Source organism: Pseudomonas fluorescens, assembly GCF_001307155.1.
Taxonomy (GTDB): domain Bacteria; phylum Pseudomonadota; class Gammaproteobacteria; order Pseudomonadales; family Pseudomonadaceae; genus Aquipseudomonas; species Aquipseudomonas helvetica.
In genome coordinates this window covers 4,588,177-4,602,210 of sequence record NZ_CP012830.1, presented here as the reverse complement: position 1 = coordinate 4,602,210, position 14,034 = coordinate 4,588,177, and the positions used below count along the sequence as shown (strand labels likewise).

At 60.8% G+C, this 14,034-nt stretch carries 12 protein-coding genes; 2 read left to right on the top strand and 10 right to left on the bottom strand.

Annotated features, from left to right (window positions below; all coding sequences use genetic code 11):
• Positions 1-9 precede the first annotated feature (9 nt).
• The 3 genes from AO353_RS21050 to AO353_RS21040 form a co-directional block, all read right to left on the bottom strand.
• Positions 10-1,368 (bottom strand): DUF1329 domain-containing protein, encoded by a 1,359-nt coding sequence (locus AO353_RS21050; protein ID WP_054596682.1) that lies wholly within the window; start codon positions 1,366-1,368, stop codon positions 10-12.
• A 40-nt stretch (positions 1,369-1,408) separates the two neighbouring features.
• On the bottom strand, positions 1,409-3,424 hold the full coding sequence (locus AO353_RS21045) for a DUF1302 domain-containing protein (protein WP_054596681.1): 2,016 nt from the start codon (positions 3,422-3,424) through the stop codon (positions 1,409-1,411).
• 128 nt (positions 3,425-3,552) lie between these two features.
• Positions 3,553-4,119, bottom strand: a complete 567-nt coding sequence (locus AO353_RS21040; protein WP_054596680.1) for an RBBP9/YdeN family alpha/beta hydrolase — start codon at positions 4,117-4,119, stop codon at positions 3,553-3,555.
• Between the two features lie 353 nt (positions 4,120-4,472).
• Here AO353_RS21040 and AO353_RS21035 point away from each other — a divergent pair, with 353 nt between their 5' ends.
• Positions 4,473-5,525 (top strand): AraC family transcriptional regulator, encoded by a 1,053-nt coding sequence (locus AO353_RS21035; protein WP_054596679.1) that lies wholly within the window; start codon positions 4,473-4,475, stop codon positions 5,523-5,525.
• 263 nt (positions 5,526-5,788) lie between these two features.
• Here the strand turns inward: AO353_RS21035 and AO353_RS21030 are convergent, their stop codons facing one another.
• The 7 genes from AO353_RS21030 to AO353_RS21000 all read right to left on the bottom strand — a co-directional run bounded on the left by AO353_RS21030 (position 5,789) and on the right by AO353_RS21000 (position 12,188).
• Entirely contained in the window at positions 5,789-6,799 is a 1,011-nt protein-coding gene (locus AO353_RS21030) for a YeiH family protein (RefSeq protein WP_054596678.1), read from the bottom strand.
• Positions 6,796-7,122: a Rieske (2Fe-2S) protein gene (locus AO353_RS21025; protein ID WP_054596677.1), complete on the bottom strand. Its 327-nt coding sequence runs from the start codon at positions 7,120-7,122 to the stop codon at positions 6,796-6,798. The genes AO353_RS21030 and AO353_RS21025 overlap by 4 nt, the downstream gene beginning before the upstream one ends.
• A complete protein-coding gene (locus AO353_RS21020; RefSeq protein ID WP_054596676.1) occupies positions 7,119-7,784 on the bottom strand; it encodes a DsbA family oxidoreductase in 666 nt (221 codons plus the stop codon). The genes AO353_RS21025 and AO353_RS21020 overlap by 4 nt, the downstream gene beginning before the upstream one ends.
• On the bottom strand, positions 7,781-9,112 hold the full coding sequence (locus tag AO353_RS21015) for an MFS transporter (protein ID WP_054598289.1): 1,332 nt from the start codon (positions 9,110-9,112) through the stop codon (positions 7,781-7,783). The genes AO353_RS21020 and AO353_RS21015 overlap by 4 nt, the downstream gene beginning before the upstream one ends.
• A gap of 92 nt (positions 9,113-9,204) precedes the next feature.
• Complete coding sequence (locus tag AO353_RS21010; protein WP_054596675.1) at positions 9,205-10,257, bottom strand: 3-keto-5-aminohexanoate cleavage protein; 1,053 nt, start codon at positions 10,255-10,257, stop codon at positions 9,205-9,207.
• 87 nt (positions 10,258-10,344) lie between these two features.
• Positions 10,345-11,193, bottom strand: a complete 849-nt coding sequence (locus tag AO353_RS21005) for a TauD/TfdA dioxygenase family protein (protein ID WP_054596674.1) — start codon at positions 11,191-11,193, stop codon at positions 10,345-10,347.
• A gap of 14 nt (positions 11,194-11,207) precedes the next feature.
• Positions 11,208-12,188: a quinone oxidoreductase family protein gene (locus tag AO353_RS21000; RefSeq protein ID WP_054596673.1), complete on the bottom strand. Its 981-nt coding sequence runs from the start codon at positions 12,186-12,188 to the stop codon at positions 11,208-11,210.
• Positions 12,189-12,434: 246 nt separating this feature from the next.
• Between AO353_RS21000 and AO353_RS20995 the strand changes: the two genes are divergently transcribed.
• A complete protein-coding gene (locus AO353_RS20995) occupies positions 12,435-13,943 on the top strand; it encodes a PLP-dependent aminotransferase family protein (protein ID WP_054596672.1) in 1,509 nt (502 codons plus the stop codon).
• The last annotated feature ends 91 nt before the right edge of the window (positions 13,944-14,034 follow it).

Genomic DNA, 14,034 nt, shown 5'->3' with positions numbered 1-14,034 from the left:
GGTGTTCGCTTAGCGAATGCCGGAACCCGCCAGGGACTCCGGCGACCACTGCGCCTTGGAGAGCGGATCGATGTACTTGATGCCGCCGTAAGGCCCCACCACACCGTTGATGTTGTAGGAGCCACCGACCAGGTCGTAGATCATGAAGGGCGTGGAATCCGGGATCTGCTTGTCATAGCTTTGGCTGAGGAACGCGAAGGAGCCTCGGTACAACTGACCACGGGCGTCGTACTGATCGGAGGCCAGAGCGGTCCAGCTGTCTTCATCCAGGTAGAAACGACGCTTCTGATAGATGTGCCGCGCACCCGCCTTGAGGTTGCCCTCCACCACCCAGACCCGGTGTTTTTCCCAACGCACGTAGTCGGGTGCCAGGTGATTGGCGGTGGTCAATAACTTGGGGTCCTGGGCGTAGGTCAGCTTGTAGGTGTTGTAGGGCACGACCATTTCCTGCTTGCCCACCAGCTTCCAGTCGTAGCGGTCGAGTGCACCGTTGAACACAAAGACATCGTCGTAGGTGCCCGCACCGGCAGTGCCGGGATTTGGTGTGTCGTAAGCCAGGTTCGGCGCCAGTTTTACCCGACGCTGGCCAGGCAAGTACTGCCAGCCACGGCGCGGCTGCTGCAACGGGTTGGCGGCGTCCTTGAGCATCACCGCTTCGCCGGCCCGGCGCGCAGGGCCGGTGTAGGACAGCTTCATCTGGTAGTACACGTCGGCGCTGCTGATCGGCTGCGCCAGGTTTTCGTAGATCGGATAGGAAATAAACGCCTGCCCGGTGGTTGCCAGGCTCGGCACTCCCGCGGAGTCGACGTTCCACGAGTCGTACTTGGAGTTGATGCTGACGCCCTGATAACGCAACAGGAAGTTCCACATCGCCTCGTTGCCCGACTGCGGGATCGGAAACGGCACACCCGGCAGCACGTTGTCGATCGCCAAGCCGCCTTCGAGGGACTTGGCGCCGGTGGCATTTTTCACGCCATTGTCGAGCACCGCCTTGGGCAGTGCGACGGTGCGGTGGGTTGGATAGACATTGACGTGGAAAGTGGGGAAACGCTTGGCCAGTTCCACGGTGGTCGCCGTGAGTTGGCCCTTGTACTGATCGACGTTTTTGCCGTCGATTACCAGCAGTGGTTTTTCGTCGGCAAAGGGGTCCGGGCGCATGCTGTCACCGGTTTTGAAACTGGCCGGCGGCGTGGTCAAGCCACCGGAATAGGCAGGAATGGAACCCTCGGCATTCCCGGCTTTTTCAGCCCCGACCAGGGTCAGGCTGCTGCCCAGCCTGGCGGCTTCCTGAGTCGATACAGCGGCCTGTGCCTGAGCGGCAACCGCCATGGCCAGAGAAACGCCCAGCAACGTACGCACGAATTTCATGTTGTTATTCTCCTGCTCAGGTGACTAAGCCATTCGTGAATCAAAAGGTGGTTTTCATCGTCAGGTAAACCGCGCCACGGTCTGCGGTGGTTGCACCACCACCGGAAAAGGCCGAATAGCCCCCGCCAAAACATGCGTAGTTTTCGTTGCCGCTGAAGGCGTTCGGTGTGGAGCCGTCACCGCTGCCGGCATTGGCCGCGCCGGTACTTACGCCGCTGACGTCGCACTTGTCGGTCTTGCCGAAGGAGTCCACGTACTTCAGGTCGACAAAGTATTTGTTGTACACAACGGCACCGACGCCGACCGCATAGTTGCCGGTGTCTTTGGCGCCGCCACCGGACACCGGTGAAACGCCGGCAAGCCCCACGTTGATGGACATCGGCATGTTCAAGTCGACACCCGGGAAGACCTGGTACCAGGTCGGCGTGAAGTTGGCTGCAATACCCCAGTTGTCCCGGGTCGGCGCATCGACGCCGCGGTAACTGCTGTTGCCCTTGTAGAGCGCCTGATTCTTGCTATCGAGCTTGAGCAGGTTGCTGTAATACAGCTCGGTGAGCAGGGTCGCCGAATCGAACACTGGCGTCTTGGGCAGGGTCATCAGACCGTTGAGCGTCCAGTGCAACGTGTCACCGGTGGCACTCATACTGTCGCCCTTGTCCGGTGCGTCATAGACGATACCGGTCTGCGCCGTACGAGCCGGCAACAGGCCAAGGCCGGCGCCCAGCCCCAGCGGTCCGGTGGAACTGAGAATCGCCGGGATACTGGCCAGCGGCATGTTGTGACGGATGTTCAGGTCGGAGCCGACGCTGACGCCGCCTATCTCTTTCGAAAGGCTCAGACCGACGATGTGGATGTTGTCGGCATAGGCCAATTGATAGGTGCTGGTGCTCAGCGAGTTCAGCGTATTGACGACCGCCGGCACCATGCCCGCTGGCGGAGTCCCGTTGGGATTGGCCGAGCTGATCCCCGTGGCGTTCAACCAGGCTTGAGGCAAAATGTCCGAGGTCTTGCGGTAATAGAAGCCGAGCGTACCGTCCAGCCAGGCGGGCGACCACTTGGCCATCACGCCCCAGTCTCCGCTTTTATCCGGCGTCAGGTCGTGACCACGACGCACGTTGGTCAGCCCGTTGCACGGCGCCAGCCCACAACCCAGAGGGCTGCCGGGTACCACGGCATTGGTGTTGCCCAGCAGGAACGACTGCGCACCGAAACCGACCAGATCGGAACCGCCGTAGTAGGTACCGGCCTCCGGCAGGCGGGCGGCATTCCAATCCAGGAAATATTGGGCACCCACCGTCAGTTCGGGATTGACGGTGAACGACATCGACAGTTGATTACGCGGAACGAACAGTTCCTTGGCTTCGGTACCCGGCGAGGCCGCCAGCTTGGCCAGGTCCAGGCCGGACTGGCCATAGCTGATCGAATGCACCGGGTTGAGGATGGTTTCGCCCCAGAACACGTTGTGCTGACCGGCCTTGACGCTCAGCAGCGACTCCTCGCCCACTTCGGTGCTGTAGAACACGAAGGCATCGAGGATTTCGCCGGAAGGACCGGTGTAGTAACGCTGCGCGTAGTTGCTCAGGTGCGGACTGCCATTGCCGACATTGTCACCGGTGACCGCGGCAAGGCGTGGGTCGTTGGCGACCAGACCGGACTTGGCATCGTTGCCGTTGACGAACGGATTGGCGTTCGAACCGGTGTTCTCGTATGCCTTGTCGTACCAACTGGCGGCACTGACACGAAAGCCCATGCTGTTCTTGTAGACCACGTCCATCTCGGTCAACAGGTCAATGCGGTGGGTGATGTTGGTTCCGGCCTTGCGGAAGTTGTAGTCGCCATCGTTGTTGTTCGGCGTCCCCAACATCCGCTTGTCGGCGTTTTCGGTGCGCACGCCGTAGTTGTATTTGACGGTGTTATCAAAACGCGCGGTCCAGTCCGGGTTACCCGTATCGAGTTCAACCGCATGCGCGGCCGGCATGGCGGCGGCCAGAATGGTCGAGGCCAACACGCTGTAACGCGAGGGTGTGAACCCGTGAGGCTTCTTATTGTTGTGCATTGCGTTGTCTCCGCTTTTTTGTAGTTGTTTTAAGCGCAGCCGCCCTCACGCAACCGCTTGTTCCAGTGGTTTGCGTTTTTCAGGAATGAGGGCAATTGCCGAAGGCCTGCGGCCAACCGGCGCCTGAACTAGCGGTCCAACTCCAGGATGAGTGCTTCGGCTTGCGGCCAGCGACCATAGCCCGCTGCCGGATTGAGATGACCCACGTTACCCAGGTTGAGCAGTTCGCTGCCCCAGCCCTCAGCCAGGCGAGTGACGGCTTCCAGACTGGCGAGGTGGTCGTTGGTACTGGCGACCATCAGGCTGCGGAACGGCAGAGGCTCTTTGGGTAGAGGATTCCAACCCTGGGTACGCAGGGTTTCAGTGGATGGGTAGCCTGGCGGCCAACTGGCATCAAGGTCCGGTGGCGCGGCCAGCAGCGCGCCCTTGATCGGGCGACGGTGTCGAGCCGCCCAGTGCGCGACCATCAACACACCGGCACTGTGGGCCACCAGAATCACCGGCCCTTCGATCTGCTCAAGTTCCTGCTGGATCGCCTGGACCCGCTTGCTGCAGTCGAGCTTGTCGGTTTCAAGCGGCGGCACACTGCGCACCTTGCTCAGGCGGGCCTCAAGCAGCGTTTGCCAATGTTCGGCAACGTGCTCGCGCAGGCCCGGTACGATCAGAACGGTTGCGGCAGTCTGCAGTTTGTCCACATCAACACCTTCGCTTTCTCGATGACTCGACTGGCTCTATCGCCAGGGGCTTTTTGTAGGACTGACATTAAAGAGCGCCCACCCGAGGCGCTTTTCATTGGACGTCAGTCACTTTTCTTTTGATGACAGATTTCCAGGCGTTAGCGTGGCGCGAGCGCTGGTAAAAAAACCGACAGGTCCGATCAAGACCGCGGTAATCAACGGGTCAGCTTCGATTGCCGCATAAGTCGGTGGTCAATCCCGACAGATCCGGAGGAGCGCCATCGATGACGTCGCAACTGTTCAATCGATGAAGTGCTGGATATAGTCGCCATGCTCATTTCCATCGGAATCTGCCCAGGAAAGACCTTCGCATGACCAAGCTTGTTCGCGCCGCTGTCTTGACCAACTACCTGGAGGTCACCCAATACCTGGGGTTCAACCCGCGCGATTTACTGGCGGCCGTCGGCCTGAGCAAAGCCCAGTTGCAAGCCCCTGAACACCGTATTCCCATCGATGCCGCGGTGCGTCTGCTGGAAGAGTCGGCCGCCGCCAGCGGCTGTCAAAACTTCGGCCTGAGCATGGCCGAGTCGCGTCAGCTCTCGGACTTCGGCGTGGTCAGCCTGCTGCTCAGCCACCAGCGTACGCTGCGTGATGCCTTGCAGGTCGTAGTGCATTACCGTCATCTGATGAACGATTCGCTGGCCATCTTCATTGAAGAGGCCGGCAAGATGGTGATCATCCGCGAAGAGGTGGTCACCGAATCACCGATGCCCAGCCGACAGGCCACTGAGCTTGCAATCGGCGTGATGTTCCGCCTGTGCGCGGCGCTGCTCGGCACGCACTGGCATCCCTACAGCGTCAACTTCACGCACCAGCCCCCCGACAACCTGCAACTGCATCGTCGCCTGTTCGGCTGCAACCTGGAGTTCGGCAGCGAGTTCAATGGCATTGTCTGTTCCGATGCCAGCCTCGACATGACCAACCCCCATGCCGATCCAGCCATGGCTCGCTACGCCCAGAGTTACCTCGACTCACTGCTGAGCCACGAAGGACCGTCAATGCTGTTCGAGGTGCGTAAAGCCATCTACCTGCTGTTACCGATGGGACGCGCCACCATCGAGCAAATTGCCCAGACCCAGGGCATGAATGTTCGGACCTTGCAGCGACGCCTCAAAGACGACGGCTGCGCCTTCAACGACCTGATCAACGACGTGCGCCGCGACCTGGTGCTGCGCTACCTGGAAAACCCGAATTATTCGCTGGGCCGGATCGCCGACATGCTTGGCTACTCCATGGCGAGTTCCTTCACACGTTGGTTCATCACCCAGTTCGGTATGCCGCCCGCCGCGTGGCGCAGTTCACAAAAACAGGCGGCCAAAGCACCAATGAACCCGACCACACTGCCTGGTTCCATCAAACCCTGAACCCATTGAATTGGACGTTGGGATTGCAAAAAAAACGGCAACTGCTGGCACAGTCGCCGCGAAAGAACCGATGTTCATGACACCGCCCAAAAGCCCTGTGGCGAGGGAGCTTGCTCCCGCTGGGGTGCGAAGCGCCCCCAACAAGGCGACTGCGGTTTTTCAGAAAGTACGCGGCGACTGTTTTGGGGCTGCTACGCACCCCAGCGGGAGCAAGCTCCCTCGCCACAGGGTATCAACTGGACAGCATTGAGGCTTGGCCGGGCTTAGAGTCCCCAGTGCAGCAACAGCAACACCAGGACCGCGAGAAACACCGTCTCCCCCACCATCAGCAGGATCGGCTTGATGCCGACGGCGGCCAGCTCCTTGAGCTGAGTCTTCATGCCCAGCGCGCTGATGGAAACCACCAGGCTCCAGCGCGACAGTTCGTTGACCGAGCCCTGCACCGCCGGCGCCACCCATCCCGTGCTGTTGATACAGGCCAGCAGCAGAAAACCGACGGCGAACCACGGCAGCAACGGTGGCCGTTTGCCGGAGGTGTCGGCGCCTTGCATACGCGTGATCAGGGTGGCACAGAGGATCACCGGCAACAGCATGGCGACCCGCATCAGCTTGACCACAGTGGCTATGTCGCCGGTCTCGGTCGACAGGCTGTAACCGGCACCGACTACCTGGGCAACATCGTGGATGGTACCGCCCAGGAACATCCCTGCAACTTGTGGCGACAACGACAGCCAGTTGGCAATCATCGGGTAAAGGATCATCGCCGTAGTGGACAGCGCCGACACCCCTATGACGGTGAACAGCGTGGCACGTTCCTTCTGCGGATGATTGGGCAGCGCCGCCGCCAGCGCCATCGCAGCCGAGGCGCCACAGATCGCGGTAGCCCCACCGGTGAGCATGCCGAACAAGCGCTGAAAGCCTAGCGCCTTGGCCGCCACCACCGAGACACTGATCGTCACCACCACCAGAATCACCACCAGAGCAAAAGGCTTCCAGCCCAGCGCGGCGATCTGTTCGAGGGTAATGCGCATGCCTAACAAGGCCACACCAATGCGCAACACGGTGCGAGCGGTGAACTCGATGCCGGCCTTGCACGCGCCGTCACTGGCCAGGAAGTTGAGCGCCATGCCCAGCAACAATGCGAACAGCATCACCGGCGCACCGTAATGCTCGGACAAAAAGGAGGCTGCCGCTGCAACGATCAGACTGACAACGAAACCCGGCGCCAATTCGCGCGTGCGACTATGGATATGAGTGAGAGCAATGACGCTCATGGCGCGGACTCCTCAGAAATGATGACGATGAAAGTCTGGCCGTCGACGACCTCGACCGGGTAGCTGGCGACTTTGAGTTGGGTTGAATTGAGCAGGTAGCCGCTGCGCAGATCGAAGCGCAGGCCATGGGCGCCGCATTGAATCACCCTCCCCTCAAGGCGCCCGCCGCACAGCGAGGCGCCCTGATGCGGGCAGCTGTCGTCGATGGCGAACAAGTCGCCCTCGACGTTGAACAACGCCAGGCTTTTACTCTCGAATTCAATTAGCGCACGGCCACCCGCCTGCGGGAGTTTTCCGGCAGGTACGGGTACACGCCGATTCATGCTGGCAACCGTGAGCGATGGCTATCGAGCAAGGCTTCGCCCATGACGCCAAGCAATACGTCGGCAGGCTGCGCGCCGACCACCGTCAGACGGCGGTCGAATTGAAAACACGGCACACCGCTGCCAGCGCCTGCCTCGTTGCCGACGTAAGGATCGCCGTCACCTTGCAGAACGGAGGCCATGGCATCAGCGTCGAAGCCACACGCCCGGGCGATGGCGATCAAGGTCTCAGGGCAACCCAGGTCCTCGCCGTACTGGAAGTAGGCAGCGAACAGACGCTCAAGCAAGACATCACGTTGTGCCGTACTGCCCAGCACAGTGGCACGCTCCAGCAAGCGATGGGCATCAGCAGTATTGGGCATGGTGGCGATGCGGCTCAGGTCGATGGGCACCCCCACCGCCATCGCGGCCTGCTGCACCTGGGCCTGGCGCATGCGTACGGCTTCGGCGCTGCCCAGACGCTTGAGATAGAACTCGGCGAAGGGCTCACCTTGTACCGGCAGTTGTGGCAACAACTGCACCCCGTGCCACACCGTAGTGATATCCACCTCCGGTTGCTGGATGCGCAGCAAATCCTGCGCACATTCCAGTTGGCGCTTACCGATCAGGCACCACGGGCAGATAAAATCGAAGAACACGTCAATCCGTAAACGACCGCTCACACCTTCACCTCTGACACAGCTTCACTAATCGAATCGTTGACCCGCTCACCCGCAAGCCGGGCGATATCCTTGTGGTAATGACACTTGGCATAAAAGAACACCGCCGCTGCCGCGATGCTGACCAGCGGCACCCATTGAAAAGCAGCCTGCAAGCCGATGACGTCAGACACCCTGCCGGTGATGAATGGCCCCGGGGCCAGACCGAGCATATTGTTGGCCAGGGTCAGCGTGGCGAAGGCCGTGCCGTGGACCGAATGGTGGGTCAGGTTGGCAACCATCGCCCCGGCAGGTCCGGTGGTGCCAGCGGCAATCAGCATGCCCAGGCAGATCAGCGCCAATTGCGCAGGCCCCGCCGGCAAGGCGAACGCCGCCGACAGCAACAGGCAACTACCCAGGCAATAAGCGATGGCCAGGGCGACCTTGCGCTCCGGCGAGTGCCGACACAGCCGGTCGCTGAGCATGCCGCACAGAATCATCCCCGCACCGCTGCACAGCACGATGATCGCCGCGACACCGCCGGCCTTGTCCGTTGCCATGTCGTAATAACGATTGAGGTAGCTGGGCATCCACACAATCACGGTGCCACCGACGAACAGTTGCAAGCCACTGCCGATATAGGCCGCGATCACTGAAGGGCTGGAACACAGCGTACTCAGCGGGCGCTTGACGGCGGCAGCCACCTTGTTCGCCGCTTGAGCCGCGCGTTGCGGGGCGATGCGCGCTTCCTTGACGATGATCGGGTAAAGCACCGCCAGCAGCAGGCCGAACAGCGCCATGCCGGCGAACGACCAGCGCCAGCCCAACTTGGCAGCGAGTACACCGCCCAGAGCCATACCCAGCACCGAGCCGAACATGCCACCTGCCATGAAGGCGCTGGCCAGGGTGGCGCGCATGTGTTTGGGAAAGACCGAAATCACTACCGCGATACCGACGCTGCCGTAAGCCGCTTCGCCAACACCCACCATGAACCGGGCTATAAACATCTGCTGGTAGTCCTGCGCCAAGGCGCAGCCCAGGGTGGCGAGGCTCCACAACAGGGCCATCAGCGCCAGGCTTTTTACCCGACCGAAGCGATCCGCCAGCAACGACAGCGGAAATGTCAGCAGCCCCACCATCAAGGCGACAATGCCACTGAGCAGGCCGAGCTGGCCGTCGCTCAGGGCCCACTCGCCCTTGAGCATCGGGAACACCGCGTTCAGCACCTGACGCGACATGTAATCGGAAATCAACAAGCCGAACGTCAGTGCAAAGACAATCCAGGCATATTGGCGCGCAATACCGACACCACTGGCGTCGTCATCGTCCGCGGCGATTGGGTGAAAGGCCATGCAGCCTCCTCGAAACTTTGTTTTATTGTTGTTATCGAGCGTGTTGCAATGCAGCGAACGGAAGGCCATCGGCCTCCCGCCTTTGTTGCCGGTCAGCCGCGTTGCGGCACACCTTTCTGGCCAGCCTTGCGGTTGGGGGCCATGCCGTTGGCCAACAGGGTTTCTTCGATACTCTGGTACTGCACACCGATGCGGTAGATCTCACGGGCTTCTTTGCCGCTGGCGATTTCGCGCCCCAGCTCATGGGCGACACGCACGGTTTGCTCGATCTGCTGCACGGAGCTGAAACGTCTGCCCTTCTGATCAATGATCGTGTCTTCGATACCCACGCGTGGGTGCAACCCCATGGACAGCGCCATGACATTGAACGGCAGCACGTTCTTGAGCAGCGATTCGGCGGTCAAGGTGCAGCCGTCCGGCGCGCGGTGGACAAAGTTGAAGAAGTTGAACGGATTGGGGCCATCGAAACCACCGCCGATGCCGATCCAGGTCAGGTTCAACGGCCCCATGTACACGCCCTTGCGCACCAGGCGCTCCAGGGTTTCCATGGCATGCATGCCGGTCAGCTGGAAATGCGGCTGCACACCCGCCGCCATCAGCCGCCGCAAATGCTCCGCCACCCAGGCCGGGCCTGCTGGTACGGTCATCTCGCTGTAGGCGGCCTGATAGGCCGGATTCGCCAGGGACGTGCCTTCCAGGTATTCCGGATACAGCAGTTCCATGATGTTCATCTGCGTGGTGTTGATCGCCACGGTGACCTGATCCGGTTTTGGCGTCAGATCCGCCAGCATGTGGCGCGTATCGTCAGACAGCCACTTGGCGGCTTCACCATCGCTTTCGGGCGCGAAGGAAATCGAACCACCGACCTGGATGATCATGTCCGGCACGGCTTCGCGCACACCGGCGATCAACTCGTTGAACTTGGACAGGCGCTTGGAACCCTTGCCGTCCAGTTCGCGCACATGCAGGTGCAACACCGTGGCACCGGCCTCATAGCAATCGACCGCCTTCTGCACTTGCTCATCCATGGTCAGCGGGATGTCTTCGGGGAAGTCTTCCGGCATCCACTCAGGGCCATACGGGGCCACGGTGATGACAACTTTTTCCATGTTTTCCGGGTGCAGGGAATCGTCGAAGAATTGCATGAGTTACTCCTTTTATTATGGTTGTCCGCACGCTCGGGTCGTGCCCCGGGCAAGCGTGAGTGCGAGTGCGAATGCAGAGACGGTCGATCAGTAAGTCTTGTCGCCGATGATCCCGGCACGTTCCATCTTGCGGTGGCACGGCGGGTAATCCATGACGGCGTAATGCTGGGTACTGCGGTTGTCCCAGATGGCGATGCTGTTGGGTTTCCAGCGCCAGCGCACCTGATACTCGGGGATGTACGCCTGGCTGATCAGGTAGCGCAGCAACTCGCTCGCGCCGGGGTTGGCGTCCTGGCCAAAACGTACCCGCTCAGGGGTGTGGTAGTTACTCAAGTGGGTGGTAAAGGCGTTGACGAACAGCACCTTTTCCCCGGTTTCCGGGTGGGTACGCACCACCGGGTGCTCGGCATCCGGGTACATCGCCTTGAGCGCCAGGCGTTTTTCGATCGGCATGGCGGCACCAAAGCTTGCTTCGATACTGTGGCGCGCACGCAGATCGGCAATCTTCACCTTGATGTCATCCGGCAAGCGCGCGTAAGCCTCCACCATGTTGGCCCACATGGTGTCGCCCCCAACCGGTGGACACTCCACACAGCGCAATACGCAGCCCATCGGCGGCGCCTCGCGCCAGGTCGCATCGGTGTGCCAGGCGTTCTCGTAGCGGTCCACCGGCTGGTCCGGACTTTTGTAGATGCGCACCAGGCCTGGATGATCCGGGTCACTGCCAGCCACCGGATGATCCTCCAGCTCGCCGAAGCGACGGGCGAAGGCCACATGCTCGGCGCGGCTGATGTCCTGATCACGCAGGAACACCACCCGATGCTTGAGCAACTGAACCCGAATCTCGGCAAAAAGACCGTCGTCATGGAGGGCGTCAGCGAGGTTCACGCCAATCAGTTCCGCGCCAATGCTGCAGGTCAACTGTTCGACTTTCATGGAGGGCGACTCCCTTAAATGACGAAGATTGATGAACCCGTGGTCTTGCGTGACTCCAGGTCGCGATGAGCCTGCACGGCGTCCTGCAAGGCATAGTGCTGGTTAATCTCGATCTTGATTCGACCGCTGCCGACGAGGTCGAACAGTTCACCCGCCAGGGCGGCTTTTTCCGCCGGGTCGGCGATGTAGTCCGCCAAAGCCGGGCGGGTCATGAACAGCGAGCCTTTCATCGCCAGCAGCACCGGATCGAACGCCGGGATCGGGCCGGACGCCGTGCCGACGCAGACCATCAGGCCGCGGCGCTTGAGCGAATCCAGGGAGCCCATGAAAGTATTCTTGCCAACACTGTCGAACACCACGTTGACCCCGACGCCGTCCGTCAATTCGCGAACGCGCTGGGCGACGTCTTCATGGCTGTAATTGATGACATGGTCGCAACCATGGGCCCGGGCGATTTCACCCTTGACCTCGGTGGACACGGTACCGATGACCGTCAGGCCGAGCAGCTTGGCCCATTGCGAAACGATCAGGCCCACACCACCGGCAGCAGCGTGTAGCAAAATGCTGTCGCCAGCCTTGAAATCGTAAATGCGCCGCATCAGGTACGACGATGTCAGGCCGCGCATGGTCATGGCCGCGGCCGTCTCGAAACTGATGGTTTCCGGCAGCTTGATCAGCGGCGCGGCCGGGATCAGCCGCTCGGTGCTGTAGGCACCCAATGTATTGAGAAACCCGGTGTAGGTGACGCGGTCGCCGACCTGTACGTTGGTAACCCCCTCGCCGATGGCCTGGACCACACCGGAAGCTTCAACCCCCATGCCATTGGGCATCGGAATCGGGTAAGTGCCATTGCGAAAGTAGGTGTCGGCATAGTTCAGGCCGACTGCCACATGACGAAGACGGACCTGGCCTGGACCGGGTTCGCCGACGTCGACCTCTTCATAACGAAGAACGTCGGGACCACCGGTTTCGTAGAAGCGTACGGCTTTGGCCATGTTGTCTTATTCTCCAGTCTGCAATATTGGCGTGTCGCGTCGATTGGCGCTGATTGGACTCTAGGACGCCGTCTGACGGGCCGCTTCTCATCAGACGACAATGGCTTTTCATTTCGTGACAGCTACCTGGGGCGCGGCATCAACGCCTGCGATGGATGACTTATCCAGTGCCTCTCGATACCCTTGCGCACCTCGGTGCCTGACGGTGTTCCAGGTCAAACCACTCCCCATCCAGACGAGCAAGTCATGAAATCCCCTGCAGGTTTGCTGCTGTCGGGTATTGAGCTGGACCGTGCCAGCTCCATCCCCCTGTACCGCCAACTCTATTTGCAGATTCGCCAACAGGTTCTCAGTGGAAGAATTCAAGGGGGCGTACGCCTGCCGTCAACCCGGACCTTGAGCAAAGAGCTCGCACTGTCGCGAATCACCATCCTCAATGCCTTCGATCAGCTGATTGCCGAGGGTTTTCTGGCGTCACGGACCGGGGCCGGTACCTATGTCGGCAATGAGTGGGAAAACCGCGGAGTGGCCGACGATGAACGGCAGCGCCAGCCTCCCCGCCTGTCCGATCTGAGCCAGTCCATGCTGTCGTTGCGCAGCGATCATTTTCGAGGGGTTAGCTATGCCGACTGGGATCCGGCAAGCCCTACCTCGTTCCTGCCCAGCCACAGCACTTACGACGCGTTCCCGCAACACATCTGGAAGCGCCTGATGAACCGCCACCTGCACAAGCCGACCAAGGCCATGCTCGGCTATGGCGAACTGCAAGGCTTGCTGGCCCTGCGCAAGGCAATTGCCGAATACGTCTTTGATGCCCGAGGCATCGACTGCAGTGCCGAGCAAGTGGTCATCGTTTCCGGCGCCCAGCAAGCCTTTAACCTGCTGGGCATGCTGTTGCTCAATCCACAGGACAGCGTGTGGATGGAGGATCCGGGGCATATCGCGGCGCGAATCGCGCTCCAGGCCCAGGGTGGTCTGGTGGTCCCGCTGCGTATCGACGAACAGGGGATCGACATCCAGCAAGGCCTGGCTCAGTGCCCTGACGCCCGCCTGGTGTTTACCACGCCGTCTCGCCAGCATCCGCTGGGCGTCACCATGAGTTATGCGCGGCGCCAGGAACTCATCGACTGGGCTGCGCACAACCAAAGCTGGATCATCGAGGACGACTGCGACAGTGAGTTTCACTACAACGGCCGCCCCCTGCCTGCGCTCTATGCGATGGATCAATGGGCTCGGGTGATCTATGTCGGAACGTTCAGCAAAGTGCTCTTCCCCTCGCTACGACTGGGTTACGTGATACTGCCGCAGGCCTTGATCGAACCCTTCTGTACCTTGCGGGCGGTCATGGATCGCAGCCCGCCCACGCTGCTCCAGGCCGTGACGGCAGACTTCATGCGCGAAGGCCACTTCCTTGGGCACATCCGCCGTATGCGTGCGCTGTACCAGGCTCGCCAGAAAGCACTGGTCGAGCAGCTGCAGCAACGGCTGGGCGGTTTCTTCAAGATCACCCCGGTGGAAGCCGGCATGCACCTGATCGCCTGGTTACCAGCGGAGCTGGATGACGATGCCATCGCCAAGGAACTGGCCCGGCACAACATCCACACCTATGCCCTGAGCGACTACTGCCTTGAACATGTCCTGCCACCGGCCCTGTTGATCGGCTTTGCCGGCACGCCTGAAAGCCAGGCCGAGGAGCGCGTCGAAGCACTGGCCCAGGCCTTGTCCGACATGGGCTACCTGCAGCAGGCCACTTGAGGCAAGGCAAGTGGTCTTATGATTTAACTGATAATGGATCTATCGAGAGTTCCTGACTGGCGCGATAAAGGCTGCGCCGGCAGACCCGGCG